Here is a 22,582-nt window from a genome sequence, read left to right as displayed (position 1 = left end):
GCGCCCTCATGACCGACACGATCGACCCGCCGCTGATCGATCTGCGTGACGTGCGCAAGCAGTTCGTGCGCGGCAGCATGACCATCGACGTGCTGAAGGGTGTGACGCTGTCGATCCGCGCCGGCGAGTTCGTCGCCATCATGGGTGCATCGGGCTCCGGCAAATCGACCCTGATGAATATCCTCGGCTGTCTCGACCGGCCGACATCCGGCAGTTACCGCTTTGCCGGTCGCGAAGTGGCGGCGCTCGATGCCGACAGCCAGGCGGTGCTGCGCCGCGAGGCGCTGGGCTTCATCTTCCAGCAGTACAACCTGCTGGCCACCGCGACGGCGGCCGAGAACGTCGAGATTCCGGCGATCTACGCCGGCCTGTCGCGCCGCGAGCGCAGCGCGCGCGCCGTCGAGTTGCTCGACATGCTGGGACTGGCGGCGCGCGGCGATCACCGGCCGCGCCAGCTGTCGGGCGGCGAGCAGCAGCGTGTCAGCATCGCCCGCGCGCTGATGAACGGCGGCAAGGTCATCCTCGCCGACGAGCCGACCGGCGCGCTCGACAGCCGCAACGGTGCCGAGGTCCTGCGACAGCTCAAGGGCCTGCATCAGGCGGGCCATACCGTGGTGCTGATCACCCACGACCAGACCGTCGCCAACCGCGCCGACCGCATCATCGAGCTGCGCGACGGCCTGATCGTACGCGACCAGCAGGCCACGGAGCGGACGCAACCCGCGGGCCGCGTCTTCGCGCCGGATCCGCGCGTGGTGCTGCGCCAGCGGGCACGGCTGCCGGTCATGGACGACATCGCCGCGGCCGCGAAGATGGCGCTGCGGTCGTTGCGCACCAACATCTTTCGCACCGCGCTGACGCTGCTGGGAATCGTGATCGGCGTCGCCTCGGTGGTCACCCTGGTGGCGGTGGCCGACGGCACCAAGCGCGAGGTCCTGCACAACATCGCTTCGATGGGCAGCAACCTGCTGCTGGTGCGGCCGGGTGCGCCCAACCTGCGTAATTCAGGCGCGACGCCGGCCACCCTGGTGGCCGCGGACGCCGAGGCGCTGGCCGGTCTCGACGGCGTGCTCTCGGCGATCCCCGAGTTCGGGGTCCAGGTCACGATCCGCTACGGCAATGCCGACTACACGACGTCGGCGACCGCGACCGGCGCCGGCATCCCGCAGGCGCGCAGCTGGCCGCTGGCGGCGGGCAGCTTCTTCACCAGGGGCGACGTGCAGCGCTACGCGCCGGTGGCGGTGCTGGGACAGACGGTGGCGCGCAACCTGTATCCGGCCGGCAAGGACCCGATCGGCACCTACGTGCTGCTCAACAACGTGCCGTTCCAGGTGATCGGCGTGATGTCGGCCAAGGGTGCCACGCCGCACGGCGTCGACCAGGATGACCTCGTGTTCGTGCCCATCACGACCGGCCGCCTGCGCCTGCAGGGCCAGCGCTATCTGCGCTCGATCACGGTCGACGTGCGCGACGTGAAGCGCATCGACCAGGTGCAGGAGGCCGTACGGCAGGCGCTGGTGGCCCGCCACGGCAGCGAGGACTTCCAGATCCGCAACATGGCGTCGGTGCTGGCGACCGCCAGCCAGACCGCCAACACGCTCACCCTGCTGCTGGCCGCCATCGCCGCCATATCGCTGGTCGTCGGCGGCATCGGCGTGATGAACATCATGCTGGTGAGCGTGACGGAGCGGACCCGCGAAATCGGTATCCGCATGGCCACCGGTGCCCGGCGTCTCAACATCATGCTGCAGTTCAATACCGAGGCCCTGGTGGTCTGCGCCATCGGCGGCGTGGTCGGTGTGGCGCTGGGCGTCGGCTTCGCCTGGCTGTTCTCCCGGCTGGGCCAGCCCGTGGTGGTGGCGCTGTGGCCCATGCTGGTGGCCTTCGCCTGCGCCTTCTTCACCGGGCTCGTCTTTGGCTACCTGCCGGCGCGCAAGGCGGCGCGCCTGGACCCGGTGGTCGCCCTGGGGGCCGAGTGATGAAAATCATGCTCCTGCGCGCGGCGGGCGTACTCGCCCTGGCCATCGTCGTATCCGCCTGCACGACGGTGCCGTCCTACCAGCCGCCGGCTACGCAGGCCCCGGACGGCTGGGATGCCGGCGCGGCGGGCGCCGGCATCTGGCCCGATCCGCGCTGGTGGCAGGCCTTCGGCAGCGATGAGCTGAATGCCCTGATCGTGGAGGCGAGCACCAACAATCACGACCTGCAGGCCGCAGCCATTCGCATCGACGAGGCGGCGGCGCGGGCCAGGATCGCGGGCGCGCCGCGCTGGCCCACCCTGGGCGCCGGTTTCGAGCCGGGGCGCGAGCAGAAGGCGACGTCGAAGGACCTCTTCGCCGGCGTGCAGGCATCGTACGAAATCGACCTGTTCGGTAAGTACGGCGCCGCGGCGTCCGCGGCACGGGCGCGAGTCGAGGCCAGTGTCTATGACCGCCAGGCGATGGCGCTGTCCCTGGAAGGTGATGTCGCCGCCACGTTCTTCCAGATCCTGTCGTTGCGCGATCGTCAGCGCGAGATGGCACAGTCCATCGATACCGCCCAGCGCATGCTGGGCATCCTGCGCACGCGCGACCACGCGGGCAGCGCGTCGGATGTCGAACTGGCGCAACAGAGCAGCATCGCGGCCCGCCAGCAGGCAGCATTGCCTGACCTGCAGCTGGCGGAACACCAGGCGATCGCGGCGCTGGCCGTGCTGGTGGGACGCAATCCCGAGGGTTTCAGCGTCACCACCCGCTCGCTGCAGCAGCTGCGTGTGCCGCCTGTCGTGGCCGGCCTGCCGTCCGAACTGTTGCTGCGCCGGCCCGATCTGCGTCGCAGCGAGGCCAACGTGCGAGGGATGCATGGCGATTGGGAATCCTCGCACGCCGCGCGCTTTCCCAGCATCGTGCTGACGGCTGCCGGCGGTCTGGCCAGCAACGCGTTGGGCGCGCTGTTCAATCCCGGCAGCGCGGTGGCGTCGATCGTCGGGTCGCTGACGGCACCGATCCTGGCCGGCGGCCGCCTGTCGGGTCAGGAGAAGCTCGATGCCGCGCGTTACCGCGAGCAGGTCGCGCTCTACGACGGTGCCGTGATCGCCGCCTTCCGCGACGTCGAGAATGCGCTCTACGCCAGCACGCTGAACCAGCGCGCGATCGCGCTGGACCGCGAGGCCGACGCCCAGGCCCGCCGCGCACTGGCGCTGCTGGATGTGCGCTACAACACCGGCGCCATCGATTTCCTGGCGGTGCTCGATGCGCAACGCAACGCCGTCGAGACGGCCGACGCGCTGACCCAGGCCCAGCTGGCGCGTTTCATCGCCGCGATCAATCTCTACAAGGCGCTGGGCGGTGGCTGGTCGGACGCCGACGGCCGGCCGCTACAGGCCGTCGCCGCGGTAGCCGGGCTGCAGCGCGGGTAGCGTCGGCGGCGAATCGGCCAGCGACCGCGGACCGCCGAACGCGGCCAGGCCACGCTTGGCCGTGGCGCCGCGGCCAGGGCAGAGCGTTGCCGCCGCCGCCGTGGCGCCGATCTTCTCGGCGATGATGCTGCAGGCAAGCGGTGCTGCCGTCTCGGCCGGCATCCCGGGCTTGAGGCGCCGGTCGTACAGCGTCTCGATCAGGATGGTGTCGACGGCGGTCAGTTCGGCCTGCCCGGCGTGGGTGTAGCTCAGCACGCTGAGCGCGGCATGGGCATGGGAGCGGAAGCCGAAGCCATGCATGGTCTCGTGGTTGATGCAGCGCGTGATGCGCTCGGCGTTGGCCAGGTTGACGTAGATCTCGGCCCGCACCATGCGCCCGGACTCGGTCCAGTCGACGGTGGAGCGGCAAGGCGATTTGCCGGCGCGGTCGCCTTGGCCGGGCTGGATCCGGAAATTGACCCGCCGATCCCGCCAGGCCACGCGCGTGACCGGTACCCCCGCGATGGCCGCCAGGGCGCGCACGGCGGCTTCGGCGGCGGGGGCGATCGGGGCCATGCCAGCATCGTCGGCGAGCGCCAGGTAGATCGGGTCGGTCCAGCGTGCCAACTCGGTCGCTGGCGCGTTGTTGACGCGCAGCGCCGCATCGTCGAAGGCACGCGCCACGCCGTCCAACGACAGGTGGCCTGGGCCGTCGCTGGCGTCTGCCGGCTTCAACGGTCCACAGGCAATGGCGATCGCAAAAGCCACCCAGGTGGCGAGTCTCATCATGGATGACTCGAAATGGCTTTGTTGAGAAATTCGGTGAGCTGAACAAAAACGCGAAATATCAGAAAATGTTAGACGGGAATCCTAAGCTCATCAATCGGGTTAACAGAGCGCGCGCCCGGAAATCGGTCCAAAATCGTACCGCCTGGCGCGGCGCTCTACTGATCGCGATCGCGCCGCCCGAACAGGGCAACCTGCCGGCCTGAGGTGCCGCGGCCGCCGCATTGGATGGTGGCGTCGCGCGCCGTCAGGCCCAGCTTTTCACCGATCACCGTGCACGCCGCCGTGGTGGCTTCGGCCGGCCGCATGCCGGGTTGCAGGCGCGGATCGTACAGGGTTTCCAGCATGACGCGGTCCAGCGCCGACAGCTGGGTCTGGCGCGCCTGCTTGTAGCTCAGGATGCTGAGCGCGCCGTGTGCATGCGAGCGGAAGCCGAAGGCATGCATCACCTCATGGTTGATGCAGCGTGTCAGCGAGCCGCGGCCACCGACATAGACCTCGACCTCGGCACCGGCGATGCGGCCGTACTGCGAATAGACGCTGGCGCGGCACGCGACCCGGCCGCCGGTGTCGGCCGGGCGTACCAGGAAATTGCGCCGCGAATCGTTGACGCTCACGCGATGGACGCTCACCCGCGCGATGGCGGCCATTGACCGCACCGAGGCTTCCACCTCTGCCGCGATCGCCTGCATGCCATCGCCGTCGGCGACAGCGAGGAAAATCGGGCCGCTCCAGCGCACCAGGTCGGCCGGCTGCGAGTCGTTCACACGCAAGGCGGCCTCGTCAAAAGCGCTGGCCGCATCCTGCAACGCTGCCGGAGAGAGGGTATCGCTGGCATGTCCGGCGGCGATGACACCGCACGCCAGACCCAGGGTCAGGACCACCCGCGCCGCCCCTCGGCGCATCGACTCAACGTCAATCATTTTTGGCCTGAATGAATTTTTGGCAATCGAATGAAAATACTGAAAACACAAAATGTGAGAGGAGATTAGGTCGGGCGGATAACTTGATCAAAGACATTAGGATCGGCCTTTAAGAGAATCGGTCCGGGGCGGATTGAAGGTCGGACAAAAGAAGAACGAATTGCGAGAAGAGACCCGGGCACGCAAGGGAAAGTAGGTCGAAGCTTAGGATGCCCCTGCCGATGGTGGGTATGTTCGTTTTGTGACAGATTTGCCACACCCTGTGGATAATCTCAGGGGGCGTGCAACAGGCAGTCTTGCGGCGCGCGGGTCGGGCGCCGCACAGTCGCGTCCGCGGGAGCGCCGGCTGGATCGCGTAAGGGCGGCCGGGCTCTTCTTTTGTGTGGACCGTGGAGGGGAGGCAGGCATCGACGCCGGCGCACGCAGCCGACTTTTTCTCGAGCTCGACCTGGCCAAGGACGGCAAGCAGACAGGCTTCATCCGGGTGCCGCACTCGGTGCACCGCTCGGCCTATGGCTGGCTGCCGATCCCGGTGGCCTGCATCAAGAACGGCGACGGCCCGCGGGTGCTGATGATGGCGGGCAACCACGGCGACGAATGGGAGGGCCAGCTGGCGCTGGGCGGGCTGATCCGCGGGCTCGACCCCTCGCAGGTGCGGGGCCGCATCATCATCCTGCCGTCAGCCAACTTCCCGGCGGCGCTGGCTGGCATGCGTACCTCGCCGATCGACGACGGCAATCTCAACCGCAGCTTCCCCGGCGACCCCGATGGCGACATCACGCGCCAGATCGCGTTCTTCATCGAGCATGTGCTGCTGCCGAAGTGCGACTACTCGATCGACCTGCACTCCGGCGGCAGTTCGTTGATGTACATCCCCAGCACCCTGTGCCGGCGCGATCCGGAGCCGGCCGGCATGGAGAAGCTGCTGGGCATGATGCGCGCGTTCGGCGCGCCGCTGGGCTGGATCGGCTCGGCGCTGCAGGGCATGGACCGCACCTTGACGGCAGCGTCGCGCCGGCAGGGCGTGATCAGCATCGGCACCGAGCTGGGCGGCGGCGGCCAGGTGACGCCCTCGGTGCTGAAGCTGGCCGAGGAGGGCGTGCGCCGTGTGCTGGCGCATCTGGGCGCCTATACCGGGCCGGTGCCGGCGACGCCGCCGACCCGCTTCCTGACGATGGGCGGTAACGACTACTACGTCTACGCGCCCGACGGCGGCGTGTTCGAGCCGCTGGTCGAGCTGGGCGACGAGGTCAAGCGCGGCCAGCCGGCCGGCCGTATCCACTTCCACGACACGCCCTGGCGCGAGCCCAGCGTGGCGCATTTCGAACGCGATGGCCTGGTGATCTGCAAGCGCGTGCCCGGCCGCAGCGAACGCGGCGACTGCCTCTTCCACCTCGGCACGCCGTACGAGGGGTAGTTCGGATTTCCTCTCCCGTGAGCGGGAGAGGAAGGGGCCCATCGTGCGCAGCACGATGGGAAGGTGAGGGGATAAGGACGAGGCGCTTCGTGTGTGGCCCCTCACCCTCCCATTGCGCTGCGCGCAACGGGCCCCTCCCTCTCCCGCAAACGGGAGAGGGACTAAGGCCTACTCCGCTGCCTGGGCGATGCGCGGGGCGCGGGTGCTGTCCTCGGCCAGCCACTTGCTGCCCAGCGCCGAGAGCTGGTCCAGCACGCCGCCGAGTTCGCGACCGCGCGCGGTGAGCGCGTAGGTGACCTTGGGCGGGATGGTGGGCTCGTAGTGCCGGCTGATCAGCTCGGCCTGTTCCAGCGAGCGCAGGCGTTCGGTCAGCATCTTGGCCGACACGCCGGTCACCCGGCGCTTCAGTTCGCCGAAGCGCTGCGGTCCATGCTCGCCCAGGGTGTAGAGGATGTAGGTGGTCCAGGGGCCCATCAGGATTCGCAGGATGAAATCCATCGGGCAGGACACAGCGTGCCGTTCGTCGTCCATCTTTCCTCCCGGCGCACGGGGCTGAATGACACAAGGGTTCCCAGATCTGAACACCTCCGGCGTTACGTCTATTCCATATAGTTACGCGCCCGGTACCTCAGCGGATGCAGCGAGGCGCGCCGTCGGCCGCGGCGCGCCCCTTGCGGCTATTTCTTGCTGATGTTCCAGAACACGGCGACAGGCCCGGGCAGCCAGCCTTCCATGCGGTCCTTGCGGTAGGCGCCGTATTGCTTGAACTGGCCGATCACGAGATGGTGACCTTGCTCGGTGATGCGGTCCTGGATCTTGTCGGAGAGCGCCTTGCGGGTCGCATCGTCGGTGGCACGCGAATACGCGGTGCGCGCCTTCTCCAGTTCCTCATCGCACGTCCAGCCGAACCATGCCGTGTCGCAGCCGCCGCTGGTGAAGATGTTGACCGGGTTGGCCGCGTCGACGGAGACGGCGGTGGTGAAGAACATGTGCCAGCCGCCCTGGGCCGGCGGATCCTTCTTGGCCCGCCGCGACACCACCGACTGCCAGTCCATCGACTGCATGTCGACCTTGAAGCCGACCTTCTCGAGCTGGGCCTTGGCGACCTGCGGCAGCCGGTTGGTCGACTGCAGATCGGTGGCGTGCATGATGACGATCGGCGTGCCGTCGTAGCCCGACTCCTTCAGCAGCTGGCGCGCCTTGGCGAGGTCGGGCTTGATCAGCAGGTCGCCATAGGTCTTGGCCTGCGGCGTGCCGCAGACCAGCGGCGCGTTGCAGACGGTATAGATGTCCTTGTCGCCGACCTGCGCCTGCAGGTAGTCCTCCTGCGCCGTGGCGTAGAGCACCGCCAGGCGCGCCTTCACGTTGTTGAAGGGCGGGTGAAGGTGATTGAGGCGGGCGATGATCTGGCTGCCCAGCACATTCCAGCCGTAGATCTGGATGTTCTTCTCGTCCTTCATCACCGGGAAGAGGTCGGGCGGCGGCAGCTCGATCATGTCGATTTCGCCGGCGATCAGCGCGTTGACCGCCGTCAGCGCATCGGGGATCGAGAGCCACTCGATGCGATCGACCTTGGCGACCTTGCCGCCGGCCAGCCCGGAGGGCGGCTCGGCGCGCGGCTTGTACTTCGCGTTCTTCACGTAGACGACCTTGTCGCCCGGCTTCCACTCGTCCTGCTTGAAGATGAACGGCCCCGAGCCGATCATGTCCTTGATCTGCTGGTTCGACGGCGTCTCGGCGACGCGCTTGGGCATGATGAAGGGCACCGTCGAACTCGGCTTGCCCAGCGCCTCCAGCACCAGCCCGTAGGGCTCCTTCAGCACCAGTTGCACCGTCTTGGGGTCGACCGCTTTCAGCTCCTTCACGAACTGCCACAGTTGCTGGCCCATGCCGTCGCGCTCGGCCCAGCGCTTGATCGAGGGCACCACGTCCGCGCTGGTCACCGGCTGGCCGTCATGCCATTCCAGGCCATCGCGCAGCGTGAAGGTGTAGGTAAGCTTGTCGTCGCTGACCTTCCAGTCAGCCATCTGCGGGCGGATGTGCAGATCGCCGTCCTGCGCCAGCAGGGTATCGTAGATCAGGTAGCCGTGGTTGCGGGTGATGTAGGCGGTGGTCCAGATCGGATCCAGCACCTTCAGGTCCGAATGCGCCACCACGCGCAAGGTGGTCTGCGCCTGCGCTGCCGACCACAGCAGACTTGCCCCAACCAGGCCGGCCATCATTGCGGCCGCCGTCTTGCCCAACACGGACATCACCCTCACTCCCCTGGGAAACGCCACATCGCACCGGTGGCAGGTCAACGATAGCAGCATTCGGCGCCCGCTTGTCGAACCATCAAGGCGCTGGCACGGTGGCGATCGGCCAACCTTGTGAGCAGGCATGACCCCGCTGTTCGTATCTCACGGCTCACCGATGCTGATCCTCGAGGACGTGCCGGCGACGCGCTTCCTGCGCCAGCTCGGCGAGATGGTCGCGCGGCCCACGGCGATCGTCGCCGTCTCGGCGCACTGGATGACGCGCGTGCCGGCGGTCTCGACGGCGCCACGGCCCGAGACGGTGCATGATTTCTACGGCTTCCCGCCGCAGCTCTACACGTTCCGGTATCCGGCGCCGGGCGCGCCCGACATTGCCGAACGCATCGTGGCTGCACTGGATACTGCCGGCATGACCGCGGCGGTCGATCCGGAGCAGGGACTGGATCACGGCGCCTGGGTACCGGCGCTGCTGGGCTGGCCGGCGGCCGACATCCCGATCCTGCAGCTGGCGGTGCAACCCTATCTCGATGCGGCCCATCACCTGGCGGTGGGCCGTGCGCTGGCGCCGCTGGCGGCCGAGGGCGTCCTGGTGCTGGGCAGCGGCAGCGCTACCCATAACCTGCGGGTGCTGATGCGCGGCCAGCACGGCGTGGTGGCCGACTGGGCGCAGCGCTTCGATGACTGGCTGGTGGCGCGGGTGGAGGCGGGCGATGTCGAGGCGCTGGTCGACTGGAAGCGTCAGGCCCCCGATGCGCTGATGGCGCATCCCACCGACGAGCATTTCCTGCCGCTGTTCGTGGCCCTGGGCGCTGCCGGCGAGGGCGCCCGCGGCCGCGCCCTGCACCGCAGCTTCACCAACGGCACCCTGTCGATGACGTCGTTCGCGTTCGAATAGTCCTCCCCAACGAAGTTGGGGAGGTGCCCCCGATACGACGTTTCGACGCTTCGCGTCGAAACGTCGGTGGGCGGAGGGGACCCGACGTGGTCTCAGTTACTAAGATCTCGTCGGGTCCCCATCCGGCCTTCGGCCACCTTCCCCGCAAGCGGGGAAGGGAATTAACGTCCCGCCGGCGGATCGCAGGCGACGGTGCCCATGTCGGCCGGCACCGAGACTTCCAGCAGCTCGAACGTGTCCGAGGTCTTGATCTCGTTGTGGCGCAGGCCGCCGGGGATGTAGAGTGAGTCGCCGGCCTCGACGCGGATGGTCTCGCCGTCCTCGAACTCGAGGTCGACCCAGCCGCTCAGCATGTAGACCAGCTGCGATTCGCACACGTGGTAGTGCCAGCCAGTCGGCCGCGACATGCCCTGCGTGGCCGACGTCACCTGCGCGCGCATGCTGCCGTTGCTGGCCTCGGTGACGCCCAGCTCACGGTATTTGAAGAACTCGCGGCGGCCCGGCACGTACCGGGGCTTGGCCTTGGACGCATGGGCCTGTTTCTTCGGCTTGTCCAAGATGACGGTGTCCATGGTGCGCTCCCTCTCGAATCTCGAAGGCGCCAGTATGGGGCCGCGGCAGCCTTTCTGGCAATGCACGCGCGACCTGACACCTATGCGCACAGTGAGCCGGCAACCCAAAATGTTGCGCCGTCGCCGCCCGCACCGCACTGTGCCGGCCCCCCGATTGACGGAGATCTCGATGCAGGCCGGTGTCTATCGCTATCCCGACATGGACCAGGTCATCTTCGGCCGGGCATGCGCCGATGTCGTGGCCGAGGAAGCGACCCGCCTGGGCGCGACCCGGATCTTCGTCATCGCCAGCGGCACGCTCAATCGCACCACCGATGTCGTGTCGCGCCTCGTGACCGGGCTGGGCAACCGCCACGCCACGACCTGGGATCGCATCGCCGCCCACACGCCGCGCACCGACTGCGTCGAGGCCGCCAACGCCGCGCGCGACGCCAAGGCCGACCTGATCGTCACGATCGGCGGTGGTTCGGTGACCGATGCCGGCAAGCTGGTGCAGCTCTGCCTCGCCAACGATGTCACCGCTGCCGCGCAGCTCGACGACTACAGGCGCATCACCAACGCCACGCCGCCGACGCGCAAGCCGTTGAAAGCCCCGGTCGTGCGCCAGGTCGCGGTGCCCACCACGCTGTCGGCCGGCGAATTCAATCCCGGCGCCGGCTGCACCGACACGGCCACGAAGAAGAAGGAGTCGTACTTCCACGCGCTGCATGTGCCGCGCACGGTGGTGCTCGACCCGGCCGTGACCGTGCACACGCCGCTGTGGCTGTTCCTGTCGTCGGGCATCCGCGCCGTCGACCACGCCGCCGAGGACATCTGCTCGCCGCGCTGCAACGCCTATGCCGAGGCCGCCGACATCCATGCGCTCAAGCTGCTGAGCCGCGGCCTGCGCGCCGTGAAGGCGAACGAGGGCGACCTCGCGGCGCGGCTCGATTGCCTGCAGGGCATGTGGCTGTCGGTGGTGGGCTCGCAGGCCGGCGTCGACAAGGGCGCCAGCCACGCCATCGGCCACATCCTGGGCGGCACCGCGGGCGTGCCGCACGGCTACACGTCGTGCGTGATGCTGCCCTTCGTGATGAAGTGGAACAAGCCGGTGAACGCCGAACGCCAGGCCATCATCAGCGCGGCATTGGGCCGCCCCGGCGCCGATGCGGGCGACGCGCTGCACGAACTGATCGCGGGTCTCGGCCTGCCGCGCTCGCTGCAGGCGGTCGGCGTCGGCGCCGACCAGTTCGACCTGCTGGCCGAGAACACCATGCACGACCGCTGGACCTACACCAACCCGCGCAAGATCGACGGCCCCGCCGACGTGAAGGCCATCCTGCAGATGGCGGCTTGATGGCCCCTGGGAGCGTGGGCGTCCCGCCCGCATCTGAGCGGCGGGACGCCCGCGCTCCCGGGGACTACTTCACCCCGCCGGCCGCCAGGCCCTGCACGATCTCGCGTTGGATGATGATGGTGAGCAGGATCACCGGCAGCATCACCACGATGGCGGCGGCCGCCAGCGGGCCCCAGGCGAAGCTCTCGAAGGTCAGCATGTTGTAGACGGCGACCGGCATGGTGCGCGTGGTGCGGCCGGCGAACACGGCGCCGAAGATGAAGTTGTTCCACGAATAGATGAACGACAGGATGGCGCCCACGACGATGCCCGGCCGCGCCAGCGGCAGGGCGATGTAGCGGAATGCCTGCCACAGCGAGGCGCCGTCGATGCGGGCGGCTTCCTCGAGTTCCTGCGGCAGGGTCTCGAAGAAGCCGATCATGATCCACACCACGATCGGCAGGGTGATCACCATGTGGGTGAGCGCGATCGGCCACACGGTGCCGATCAGGCCGGTGATCTGGAACAGGGTGAACAGCGGGATCAGGTAGGACAGCCCTGGCGTCATGCGGCTCAGCAGCAGCATGGCGGCCAGGCCATGGGCGCGTGCCTTGGCGATGCCGTAGCCCGCCGGCACGCCCAGCAGCAGCGCCACCAGGGTGGCCGAGCCGGTGACCTGGATGCTGTTCCAGAAATAGAGCAGCATCGGGCTTTCGTTGAAGACGTGCACGAAATTGTCGAGCGTCGGCTGGGTCGGGATGAACACCGGCGGCCATGCCGTATTGTCGATGTCGTATTTCAGCGACAGCGACAGCATCCAGAAGAACACGAACAGGCAGGGCGCCAGCAGCACCGTCACCGCCAGCGCCAGGCCGATCTTGTCGAGCGCGCGGCGCAGCCTGCGGCGCGTGCGCGACCGCACCGCGGCGCGGGCCGGCGCCAGCAGGGGCGCGTCGCTGTCGGTCGTTGCTGTCATGCCCACTTGGCCTTCTGCCGCGCCCACAGCAGCACCAGCGACAGCGCCACGATGATGGCGAAGAACACCACCACGACCGCCGATGCCGTGCCGACCTGGTTGTAGGCGAACGCCTGCGCGTAGAGATAGACGTTGAGCGTTTCCGATGCCGTGCCCGGTCCGCCGTTGCAGATCACCCAGATGGTCTCGAATGCCTTCAGCGCATCGATGGTGCGGATGATCATGGCCACGACGAGGAACGGCAGCACCAGCGGATAGGTGATGTTCCAGAACATCTGCCACTGCGTGGCGCCGTCGATCAGCGCCGCCTCGTAGGGCTCGGTCGGCAGCGACGCCAGTCCGCCCAGCACGATGATCATCACGAACGGCGTCCACAGCCAGATCTCGACCAGCACCAGGCTCGGGATCACGGTGCTGGTGGCGAACACCCATTGGGAGGGCGGCAGGCCGACCAGGCTCAGCAGGTAGTTCAGCACGCCCAGCTGCGGATGGAACATCATGGTCCACACCAGCGACACCGCCACCGGCGTTGCCATCATCGGCATGATGAACAGCGTGCGGAAGAAGCCGCGGCCGCGGAACTTCTTGTGGAACACCAGGGCCGAGACCGTGCCCAGCACCAGCGGCAGGAACACCGCCAGCACGGTGAAGTAGAAGGTGTGGCCGATCGACTCCAGGAAGCGGCGGTCGCTGGCGAGCTTGATGTAGTTCTCCAGGCCGATGAACGTGCGGGCGCTGCCGATATGCCAGTCGTTCAGGCTCATCCAGATCGTGAACAGCCACGGGAAGATGATCAGCGCCGTGCACACCACCAGCGCCGGCCAGATGAAGGCGAGATAAGGGCGCAGGCGGCGATCGTCCGATCGCCGCGTCGCGGTGCCCGCCGAAATGTCGACACCGGCCATGGGTTGCCGGTCAGCCCTGCTCGCTCTTCTCGAGGATGGGTTTGAACTCGGCGGTGGCGCGCTTCATCTCGGTGGCCGCATCGGCGCCGCCCAGCAGGTTGGTGAGCGCCGTGCCGATGGTGTCGCGGAACTGCGTCACCGGCACGATCACCGGCAGGCCCGGCATCGAGATCGGCGCGCAGCCCGCTGCCGTCTCCGCCCACTCGCGCGGGATCGTGAGCTGCGACAGCACCTCGTTGTCCTTCAGCGGCGCCGAGCGGAACGGCACGCCGCCGCCAGTCTGCAGCATGCGGCTGGTCATCTGGCGGCCGGTCATCCACAGCGCCACCATGTAGGCCGCCTCCTTCTTGCTGCTGGCGGCGGGGATGGCGGCGCCGCCGCCGAAGAACACGGAGTGATGCGCTTTGGGGCCGGCCGGCGGCAGTGCGTAGCCGACCTTGCCCACGACGCGGCTCTTGGTCTTGTCCTCGGCCGGCGGCGCGAAGCCGATGCCGTCAAGCCACATCGCGGCGCGGCCCTGCATGAACAGGCCCTGGCATTCGTTCCAGTTGAAGCCGGTCACGCCCTTGGGCGCCGCCGTGGTCAGCAGCTTCTTGTAGTACTCGGCGGCGGCGATGGCATCGGCCGTGTCGGTCAGCAGTTGCGGCGGGTTGTCCTTGGTCGTCGTCTGCTGGCCCCAGCCCGACAGGTACTGCGTGTAGAGCACCACGTTGGCATTGCGCAGGCCGCGCCCGACATAGCCCGCGATGCCGTTGTCGGGGTCGTTGAGCTTGACCGCGGCGTCGAACATCTCGTCCAGCGTCTTGGGCGGTGCCAGGTTCTTTTTCGCGAACAGCTCCTTGTTCCAGTACAGCATGAAATAGTCGACGAACATCGGCAGGCTGGTGATCTTGCCGTCGCTCTGCGTCGCGTAGTCCAGGCCGGGCTTGGAGATGTCGGCGAATTCGTAGGCCGCCGGCGTCATCTGCGGATCGCGCGTCCATGGCGTCACGTCAAACAGCCACTTGGCCTTCTCGACCTGCCGCTTCTGGACGTGATAGGCGATGTTGAACAGGTCGAAGGCGGGCTTGCCGGAGTTCAGCTCGATCGTCGTCTTCTGGCGCGCCTGCTGCTCGGGGATGATCTCCAGCCCCATCGAGATGCCGGTGAGCTGCTCGAACTCCTTGGCGTGCCGCTTGACCAGGTCGGCGCGCGGACCGGTCTCCATCACCACTTCGATCGACTGGCCCTTGAAGCGCTGCCAGTTGAAGGCGCCGCTCTGCGCGAACGTCGTGACGGTGTTCAGCATCGGCGCGGCCAGGCCGCCGATGGCGGCGGCACCCTTGAGGGCACGGCGGCGGGACAGGGTACGGTGGCTCATATCAGGCGTTTCTCCCAGGCTTTATTGGATGGAAGCGTAGATCATTGCCACCGCAGGCGTCACCTGTTGTGTGGCCACGATCCATCGGCGCCGGGCAGGTGCGCTATGCAGGGTTGCCGACATGGGTTACAGACCGAAACTGTCATCCCGAGCGCAGCGAGGGATCTTTTGAAGATGGCGCGTAGTGCATCAAAAGATCCCTCGCTGCGCTCGGGACGACAAAGGGCGACTCGCAGTCGAACGATCGCTGGTACTCGGATAGAGCGAGGGGAGTTGACGTTGAGTGCGATCGAGCAGCCGGCGCTGCGCCAGCCGGTGACCTTGGCCGTCCTGGCGCTGGGCGCGTTCGCCATCGGCACCGACGGCTACATGGTGATCGGCGTGCTGGACAAGATCGCCGCCACCTACGGCGTGTCGAGCGCGCAGGCCGGCCAGCTCGTCACCGTGTTCTCGTTCTGCTACGCGCTGTTCGCGCCGCTATGCGGCTGGCTGTTCAGCGCCTATGACCGCCGCAGCGCCATCCTGATGGCGTCCAGCGCGTTCATCGCCGGCAACGTCCTGTGCGGCTTTGCCGACACCTATGTCGCGATGATGGTCGGCCGCGTCGTGGCGGCGCTGGGCGCCGGCATGTTCATGCCGCTGGCGTTCACCATTGCCACCAGCGTGTCGGCACCGGCGCGGCGCGGCACGGCGCTGTCGATCGTGTTCGGCGGCATGACGGTGGCCACGGCGCTGGGCGTGCCGTTCGGCACGTGGCTGGGCCAGGTCATCGACTGGCGCCTGCTTTTCCTGATCATCGCCGCGATGGGGGCGGTGAAGTTCGTGATGCTGGCCGCGCTGCTGCCGGCGCTGCCGCCGGATGGTCCGACGACATTGTGGGCGCGGTTGGCGCCGGTGGGTGATCGCCGGGTGCTGACCACCGTGTCGATCACCTTCCTCGCGGTGCTGTCGGAGTATGTGTTCTACAGCTACGTCACCGTCGTCTTCGCGGACGTCGACTTTCTCGGCTCCGCTGTGTTGCCCGCGATCCTGCTGGCCTTCGGCATCGGCGCCATCATCGGCAACATCGTCGTCGGCATCGTCACTGACCGCCTGGGCCCCCGGCGCGTGCTCTTGCTGGCGCTCGCGGCGCAGACGCTGCTGCTGGCCGCCATCTACCTGCTGCGCCAGGTGCCGCTGGCCGCGATCGCCGCCAGCTTCGCGTGGGGCGCCGTCAGTTACATGTACCTGGTGCCGATCCAGCACAAGCTGCTCGACCTCTCCAAGGCCGCCGGCCAGATGACCCTGGCGCTGAACTCATCGGCGATCTATCTCGGCATCGGCTGCGGCGGCGCTCTGGGCGGCATCGCGCTGGCCACGCTGGGCGTGCCCAGCCTGCCGGTCCTGGCCCTGGTGCTGGGTATCGTGACGCTGGTGCTGATCTACGCCCGCTTCTAGCGGCCGCAGCCCTCAGGGTTTGAAGAGCGCGTGCTTGAGGTCGGCGGGCATGTGCGGATCGGGCCTCGGAACTTCCGCAAAGAGACTGGGGACCTTGCGATACGTCCTGTTGTTCAGCACGCCGATCAGGCTCTGCGCCCGGTCGGTGAATATCTTGTACGTGTTGCGCATGAACGGCACGAAATTGCCGCGCTCGGGAAGTTGGCCCAGTTCGCTCTTCGAATCCTGTTCGACGTAGAAGAACATCATCCAGTAGTGGGTCATGGGACCGAAGATGCCGTCGGCGTGCAGCGTGCCCGCGGGTTTGAGGGACGCACCGTCGTAATGCTTGTTCAGCATGTACTGGACCAGCAGGACGTCGAGCCGGTGATTGGGCGGGTTCCGGGTGTCCTTGGGCGCCAGCGGTATCCCGACGGGGTCGCTGATGTCGTAGAACTTCCACATGCGCTGGTGATCGAGAGTCGGCGGGATGTCGTAGCGCTTGACCATGTCGTTGCTCCCCCTGCGCGAGTACGTTGGTACTTCGTTGGTTACCACCACCAGTCCAGCGAACACGCACACGCAGGGCATATTCCGGCGCCCCCAATCTTTTTGCACAAGAAACGCCCTCTCCCGCGCAGCGGGCGAATCCCTGGGAGCGCGTGCGTCCCGCCCGCTCACGTCTTGGTGCTACGAAGATGCGGGCGAGACGCCGGCGCTCCCGGGGATCAGAACTTGTAGGTGAGGTTGCCCTTGAAGGCATGGTCGCGGGCGCCCGACGCGAGGACGCCGGCGTATCCGGCGCCGACGGTGAAGGAGGAGCCGACCTTGAGATCGAAACCGGCCTCGACGACGACGGCGTTGCGCGCGATGGGCACGCCCTCGACACCGAACGAGGCTCCACCGGCGAACGCCAGCCGCGCCGCCGGTGTGACGTCACCGAAGGCATGGCGCCAGCCCAAGGTGCCGCGCAAGGTGAGCGTCTTGTTCTGGTCGTTCCATACCTGAGCCGCAGCGCGAATGCCGAGTGTCGAGAACAGGTTGCTGTCGCTGCCGCCGCGGGCGCGCAGCGCCGCGATGCCGCCGCGCTCGCCGAAGCGGTTGGTGCTGAGATGGACCCACGCGAGGTTGGCGAACGGCTCCACCGCGACGTCGCCGAGGGCGAGTGCGTGGCCGACATCGCCGAAGAGTTGGGTCGTGCGCGCCTTGTAATCGGCACGTGCGGCATCGGCGAAGCCCGGGAAGGCGATGCTGCGGCTGCTGTCGATGGAGTGCCAGGTATGAGACGCACCGAGCCGCAGACCGATCGGCCCGAACTGTGCACCGCCGTAGAGGGCGAGGTGATAGGAATCGATGGTGGCGCGCGAGGAGCGGCCGTCGACATCGAGCGTCGAGCGGCTGTATCCGGCGGCGAGCCCGACGGTCCATGTCTCGGCGATCTTGGTATCGGCGCCGACGAAGAAGCCGCCTGTCGTGCGCTTGGCGGTGGCGGCGTTGCCGTCGCCTGAGGTGCGGGCGATGGCGCCGAAGCCCTGGAACCAGGCGGTGATGGCGGTGCCGTCCTGCGGGCGCTGGCTCTGGTCGGTGGCCTGCGCCAGGGCCGCGAACTGCGGCGCGGCGCCGGTCGAGGACGTGCCGGACAGCCGCGTGCGGGCGACGACGGCATCGCGCAGATAGTGGCTGTCCTCGATCAGCGCGCTCCGGGTCGAGGCATGGATCTCACCGGAGAGCGCGTCGAACGCCTGCCGCGCCGAGGCGGTGTCGGGCAGGCTGGCGATGATGTCGTAGAGCGTGTTGCCGGCGCCGAGACTCTCGGCGCCACGACCGGTGGCGCACTGGTTGCGCGTGGCGGCGACGTCGCAGAAGGCGACGGTGTTGCGGGTGACGTCGAGATAGACGTTGGTGGGATCGTAGGCCAGCGCGAGGTTGATGAAGGGCAGGTTCTGGGTGAAACCCGAGAAGGTGCCGGTGACGCCGGCGTCGGCGGTGACGATGGTGTATCGGGTGCCGGCGGTGTAGCTGCCCGCGGCCTTGATGACGGAGACGGTACCGCCGGTCAGCGTCGCGGTGCCGGTGGCATGCAGGCGGTCGCTGGTGCCTGCGGGCTCGATCTCGACCTCGTAGGTCGACCCGGGTGCGAAGCTGATGTTGCCAACGACGTTGAGGGTGCCGATGGAATTGCCGGGGCTGACCGTGCCGCCGGTCGCGACGATGCCGCCGACGGTGCCGGTGCCGGCCAGCGTGCCGGCGGTGACGCTGACGACGGAGCTGGCGATCGAACCGTTCACCGTCAGGCGGCCGGCGGTCAGCGTCGTGGCGCCGCTGTAGGTGCTGGTGCCGGTCAGTTCGAGCGTGCCGGCGCCGGCTTTCACCAGGCCGCCGGTGCCGCTGATGGCGCCGGCGAAAATGGTGTCCTTGCTCGATGTCACCGTCAGCGTGCTGGCGCCCAGGGTCACGAACGCGCCGGCGACGCCGCCCAGGTTCTGCACCGTCGTGTCGCTGCCCAGCGCGAGTGTGGCGCCGGATGCGCTGAGCGTGACCGAACGGCTGGTCGCGATCGCGTCCGTGGTGGCCAGCAGCAAGGTGCCGCCGGTGATGGTGGTGGCGCCGGTGTAGGTGTTGGTGCCGTCCAGTGCCTGTGCGCCGGTCCCTGTCTTGACCAGGCCGCCGCTGCCGGTGATCACACCGCTGAAAATCGAATTGGCGGTGTTCACGGTGAGCGTGTTGGCACCCAGCGCCACGGTGGCGCCGGCACTGCCGGCGAGCGCCCGCACGGTCTGATCGCCGGCGGCGGTGATATCGAACGTGGCCCCTGAGAGAATGACCACCCCGGCGCTCATGGCGACGGAGCCGCCAGGTCCCAGCGCCAGGGTGCCGCCGGAGATGTTGGTGACGCCGGTGTGGGTGTTGGCGCCGGTGAGCGTCAGTGTGGCGGCGCCGTCCTTGAACAGGACGTCGCCGCCGGAGAATCTTCCGGCGAAGGTGGTGTCGGTGGTGGACGTGATGATGAGGTTGCCGCCCAGCACGACGCTGGTGCCGGCGACGCCGGCAAGGTTGCGCACGAACGAATTGCCGGCAGCGGCGATGTCGAGCGTGGCGCCCGCTGCGCTGAGCGTCACGGCACTGCTGGCGGCGATGGAACCGCCGGCGCCGATGCGCAGCGTGCCGGCGCTGATGGTGGTGGCGCCGGTGTAGGTGTTGGCACCGGTCAGCACCAGGGTGCCGAGATCCGACTTCACCAGGCCGCCGCTGCCGGCCAGGGGTGCGGCGATGGTGGCGGCCATCTCGGCGCCGGCGGCGCTGCCGTCGCCGACGCGGATGATGCTCTGCGGATCGGCCAGGGTGATGGCGCCGCCCTGCACGCGATAGCCGTTGACCGCGAACTGCATGCCGGTGACGGCGACCGCGCCGGCTTTGTTGTCGACGGTGACGGTGCCGGGGGCGCCCTGGAAGATGGCGAAGCCGGGCTGCGGCTGCATCGGGCCGTTGCTGGCGCCTGATGGAATGGTCCAGTTGCCGTTGGTGGCGGTCCAGGTGCCGTTGCCGCCGTCGACGGTGTTGTTGTTCGGGTTGGCCGGCGCATCGCCGTCCCAGAAGTTCAGGCTGACCCCGGCGCGGTTGACGAGGTTGACCTGGTTGGCCGAGGTCTGGACCAGCAGGTCGGCGGCATTGACGCCACCGGGCACGCTGCCGATGGCAAGGCCGTTGTCGGTGAGCGCGCCGCTGTAGTCGATGAGGCGATAGACGCCGGGGCCGAAGCCGCCGGCGTCGGTGATGTTGAGCCTGCCGTCCAGCGTGAGGTTGCCGGTGACGTTGAACAGGCCGGTGGTGCCGGGTGCGCCCAGCGTGACGTTGATGTTCGAGGCGCCACTGAGCGTCAGCGATCCCATGGTCAGGGTCTGGCCCTGGGTGCCCAGCAGCGTGCCGCCGTCGGCCACCGTGACGGCACCGCCGATGGTGCCGATGCCGCCTAATGTACCGCCTGATTGCACGCTGACCGGCCCGGTCCCCAGCTTGCTGTCGACCCGCAACGTGCCGCTGGCGACGAAGGCAGTGCCATTGAAGGCGCTGTTGTCGCCGGTCAGCACCGTGGTGCCGGTGCCGATCTGGCGCAGCGCGCCGTTGCGGACGATCACGTTGTCGACGATGTAGACATCCGAGCGGTTGATCGCGAGCGTGCCCCGGATCTCGATGGCGCCGGTGATCGAACCCGTCGCGCCGCCGTTGCCCAGTTGCAGGGTGTCGCCGCTGAAGATGAGGGTGCCGCCGCTGTAGGTGTTGGCGGCCGTGAGGATCGTGGTGCCGCCGGCGCCGCCCAGGAACAACGACCCGGTGCCGGAGATCACGCCGTCCAGGACCAGCGTGCCGGTCCGGCTGACGGCGAGTGTGCCATTGTTGATCACATTGCCGATGATCGAGCCCGTCGCGCCGCCGCCGCCCAGCTGCAGGTCAACACCATTGCTGATGGTGGTGCCGCCGGTATAGGTGTTGTCGGCGGTGAGGATCGCGTCGCTGCCGTCGGTCAGGAACAACGACCCGCTGCCGGAGATCACGCCGTTCAGGGTCAACCCGGCGTTCCGGTTGATGGCGAGCACGCCATTGTTGATCACATTGCCGGTGATCGAGCCCGTGGGGCCGCCGTTGCCCAGCTGCAAGGTGCCGGCATTGATGGTGGTGCCGCCGCTGTAGGTGTTGAGGCCGGTCAGCACCAGGGTGCCGGCGCCCTGCTTGACCAGGCCGCCGGTGCCCGACAGCACCTGGCTCACCGTGAAACTGTTGGCCGGATCGGCGATGTCGAAGCCGCCGCCGCCGGCGCCCCAGGTGATCGTGCGCGGGGTCGACGTGAAGCCGGTGCCGATGACGCGCAACGTGCCGCCGTCGAACGAGAGACCGCCGGCGGCATCGCCCAGGGCGGTATCGGCGGCCACACCAAGCGTGCCGCCGTTCAGGACCGTGCCACCGGTATAGGTGTTGTTGGCCGCCGTCAGTGTGGTCGTGCCGCTGAAGACGCGCACGGCAGCGCCACCGTTGATCTGCGGCGCGAAGATGTAGGCGGCGCTGGTGTGATTGAAGTTGATCTCGCTGCCAGGGCCGCCGCCAGCGATGCCCGCGATGTTGAGCGTGCCGGGCGCGACCGCCGCATCGCCCGGCGCGGCGCCGATGTTGATGAAGCCCCTTGCCGTACCGGCGCCGAAGACGATAGAGCCGGCGCCGGCGTTGACCGTCACGGTGCCGCCGTCGGCCACGGTCAGCCTGCCGGTGGCGCCGGTGCCGTTGCCGAGCCTGAAAACCTGTCCCACCACGAGGCTCGATCCCGTGCCGCTGACCGTCGCGCTGCCGACGGCGCCCGCGTCGTAGCCGACGAGGAACTGCACGGTGAACGTTGCCGCGCCGCCGTCGAGGACATTGATCGCGCCGTTGCCAGTGCCCCGGCTGACGTCCGCTTCACGCGCCGTGACCTGCGACCCTGGCCCGGTCACGGTCACCGTTCCCGTCGACGCGCCGCTGGCGATTGTAAGATTACTACCAATCGTCCACCGCGAGCCGGCGCCGTCCACGACGACGGCGCCGCTGCCCCCGGTGGCTCCGATGACGGAGTCCCCCGAGGTCAATGTGCCGCCGTTGCGAATGGTGATCATGCTCGTGCCGGCACTGCGCACGTCCAGATTGTTGGCGACCGCCGCGATCGCGTCGATGATCGCGCTGCCGCCGTTGGTCATCCGGATGGAATTAAATGATGTCGGTACCGCTCCGGAGCTCCAGTTCGCAGGGTCCTGCCAAAACCCTTCACCCGGATTGGTCCAGTTGATGAGTTGGGCGGCGGCCGGAACGGGCAGCGTGAGCGTGCTCAGCAGCGCCCATTTGAAGAGGCGATGCTCGAAACGACGCTGATGGGTCGTATGAATGGGATGTGACGACGCCATAGTGCGACACTCATATGACTGTGCAAAATTTTCGTCGTCATAAGTTTACACATCTAAGGATCGGCTGCGTGGCGTGGTCCCCCGGAGATTGAACCGGAATCAGAGTGAATCTTCTTCGCGTTCACCCCTCTCCCGCGAGCGGGAGAGGGAGGGTGAGGGACCAAGGACGAGATGTCCTGGGAGCGCGGGCGTCCCGCCCGCATCAAGGCGAAAGCTTTGCTTCGCCTGACATGAGCGGGCGAGACGCCCGCGCTCCCAGGGCTCAGAACTTGTAGGAGAGATTGCCCTTGAAGGCGTGGTCGCGGGCGCCCGAGGCGAGGACGCCCGAATAGCCGGCACCGACGGTAAAGGACGACCCGACCTTGAGATCGAAGCCGGCCTCGACGACGACGGCGTTGCGGGCGATGGGCACGCCCTGGACGCCGAAGGAAGTACCGCCGGCGAAGGCCATGCGGGCGGCGG

The 22,582-nt window shown here is 67.9% G+C and carries 17 protein-coding genes; 6 read left to right on the top strand and 11 right to left on the bottom strand.

Annotation, left to right across the window (positions count from 1 at the left end; translation table 11 throughout):
• Positions 1-8: 8 nt before the first annotated feature.
• Both FQU96_RS25430 and FQU96_RS25425 read left to right on the top strand, forming a co-directional pair.
• On the top strand, positions 9-1,979 hold the full coding sequence (locus FQU96_RS25430) for a MacB family efflux pump subunit (RefSeq protein ID WP_146544169.1): 1,971 nt from the start codon (positions 9-11) through the stop codon (positions 1,977-1,979).
• On the top strand, positions 1,979-3,397 hold the full coding sequence (locus FQU96_RS25425) for an efflux transporter outer membrane subunit (protein WP_146544168.1): 1,419 nt from the start codon (positions 1,979-1,981) through the stop codon (positions 3,395-3,397). The genes FQU96_RS25430 and FQU96_RS25425 overlap by 1 nt, the downstream gene beginning before the upstream one ends.
• Here the strand turns inward: FQU96_RS25425 and FQU96_RS25420 are convergent.
• Both FQU96_RS25420 and FQU96_RS25415 read right to left on the bottom strand, forming a co-directional pair.
• Entirely contained in the window at positions 3,356-4,165 is an 810-nt protein-coding gene (locus tag FQU96_RS25420; RefSeq protein ID WP_146544167.1) for a DUF2927 domain-containing protein, read from the bottom strand. The two genes, FQU96_RS25425 and FQU96_RS25420, sit on opposite strands and share 42 nt — an antisense overlap.
• 155 nt (positions 4,166-4,320) lie before the next feature.
• Positions 4,321-5,085, bottom strand: a complete 765-nt coding sequence (locus FQU96_RS25415) for a DUF2927 domain-containing protein (protein ID WP_146544166.1) — start codon at positions 5,083-5,085, stop codon at positions 4,321-4,323.
• 382 nt (positions 5,086-5,467) lie between these two features.
• On the opposite strand from FQU96_RS25415, the gene FQU96_RS25410 reads away from it, so the two are divergent.
• Entirely contained in the window at positions 5,468-6,502 is a 1,035-nt protein-coding gene (locus FQU96_RS25410) for a succinylglutamate desuccinylase/aspartoacylase family protein (protein ID WP_218574861.1), read from the top strand.
• A gap of 168 nt (positions 6,503-6,670) precedes the next feature.
• Here the strand turns inward: FQU96_RS25410 and FQU96_RS25405 are convergent, their stop codons facing one another.
• Both FQU96_RS25405 and FQU96_RS25400 read right to left on the bottom strand, forming a co-directional pair.
• On the bottom strand, positions 6,671-7,033 hold the full coding sequence (locus FQU96_RS25405) for a helix-turn-helix domain-containing protein (RefSeq protein WP_218574860.1): 363 nt from the start codon (positions 7,031-7,033) through the stop codon (positions 6,671-6,673).
• 146 nt (positions 7,034-7,179) lie between these two features.
• A complete protein-coding gene (locus FQU96_RS25400) occupies positions 7,180-8,754 on the bottom strand; it encodes an ABC transporter substrate-binding protein (RefSeq protein WP_146544165.1) in 1,575 nt (524 codons plus the stop codon).
• 127 nt (positions 8,755-8,881) lie between these two features.
• Between FQU96_RS25400 and FQU96_RS25395 the strand changes: the two genes are divergently transcribed.
• Positions 8,882-9,652 carry a class III extradiol ring-cleavage dioxygenase gene (locus tag FQU96_RS25395; RefSeq protein ID WP_146544164.1) on the top strand — a complete coding sequence of 257 codons (771 nt, stop codon included), beginning with the start codon at positions 8,882-8,884 and terminating at the stop codon, positions 9,650-9,652.
• Between the two features lie 161 nt (positions 9,653-9,813).
• On the opposite strand, the gene FQU96_RS25390 is transcribed toward FQU96_RS25395, so the two are convergent.
• Positions 9,814-10,224, bottom strand: a complete 411-nt coding sequence (locus FQU96_RS25390) for a cupin domain-containing protein (protein ID WP_146544163.1) — start codon at positions 10,222-10,224, stop codon at positions 9,814-9,816.
• Between the two features lie 169 nt (positions 10,225-10,393).
• Here FQU96_RS25390 and FQU96_RS25385 point away from each other — a divergent pair, with 169 nt between their 5' ends.
• Complete coding sequence (locus FQU96_RS25385; RefSeq protein ID WP_146544162.1) at positions 10,394-11,560, top strand: iron-containing alcohol dehydrogenase; 1,167 nt, start codon at positions 10,394-10,396, stop codon at positions 11,558-11,560.
• A 64-nt stretch (positions 11,561-11,624) separates the two neighbouring features.
• Here the strand turns inward: FQU96_RS25385 and FQU96_RS25380 are convergent, their stop codons facing one another.
• The 3 genes from FQU96_RS25380 to FQU96_RS25370 are packed head-to-tail and all read right to left on the bottom strand — an operon-like array spanning position 11,625 to position 14,780.
• Positions 11,625-12,515, bottom strand: a complete 891-nt coding sequence (locus FQU96_RS25380) for a carbohydrate ABC transporter permease (protein WP_146544161.1) — start codon at positions 12,513-12,515, stop codon at positions 11,625-11,627.
• Positions 12,512-13,420, bottom strand: coding sequence for a carbohydrate ABC transporter permease (locus tag FQU96_RS25375; RefSeq protein WP_146544160.1), 909 nt, complete (start codon positions 13,418-13,420; stop codon positions 12,512-12,514). Before FQU96_RS25375 ends, FQU96_RS25380 begins: the two co-directional genes overlap by 4 nt.
• Positions 13,421-13,430: 10 nt before the next feature.
• Positions 13,431-14,780, bottom strand: coding sequence for an extracellular solute-binding protein (locus FQU96_RS25370; protein WP_146544159.1), 1,350 nt, complete (start codon positions 14,778-14,780; stop codon positions 13,431-13,433).
• A gap of 279 nt (positions 14,781-15,059) precedes the next feature.
• Between FQU96_RS25370 and FQU96_RS25365 the strand changes: the two genes are divergently transcribed.
• The gene (locus tag FQU96_RS25365) at positions 15,060-16,217 is read left to right on the top strand and encodes an MFS transporter (RefSeq protein ID WP_178130698.1); all 1,158 of its coding nucleotides are present in this window, start codon (positions 15,060-15,062) and stop codon (positions 16,215-16,217) included.
• A 12-nt stretch (positions 16,218-16,229) separates the two neighbouring features.
• Here FQU96_RS25365 and FQU96_RS25360 read toward each other — a convergent pair whose 3' ends face one another.
• From FQU96_RS25360 to FQU96_RS25350, 3 genes are all read right to left on the bottom strand, one after another.
• Entirely contained in the window at positions 16,230-16,706 is a 477-nt protein-coding gene (locus FQU96_RS25360) for a hypothetical protein (protein ID WP_146544157.1), read from the bottom strand.
• A gap of 218 nt (positions 16,707-16,924) precedes the next feature.
• The gene (locus tag FQU96_RS43060; RefSeq protein ID WP_146544156.1) at positions 16,925-22,120 is read right to left on the bottom strand and encodes an autotransporter domain-containing protein; all 5,196 of its coding nucleotides are present in this window, start codon (positions 22,118-22,120) and stop codon (positions 16,925-16,927) included.
• A 262-nt stretch (positions 22,121-22,382) separates the two neighbouring features.
• Positions 22,383-22,582: autotransporter domain-containing protein (locus FQU96_RS25350; protein WP_146544155.1), on the bottom strand; the 200-nt coding region annotated here is incomplete at its 5' end.

This window comes from Reyranella sp. CPCC 100927 (assembly GCF_007859315.1).
Lineage (GTDB): Bacteria > Pseudomonadota > Alphaproteobacteria > Reyranellales > Reyranellaceae > Vineibacter.
The sequence above is the reverse complement of the archived record's forward strand: the minus strand, read 5'-3'. Positions and strand labels throughout refer to the sequence as shown.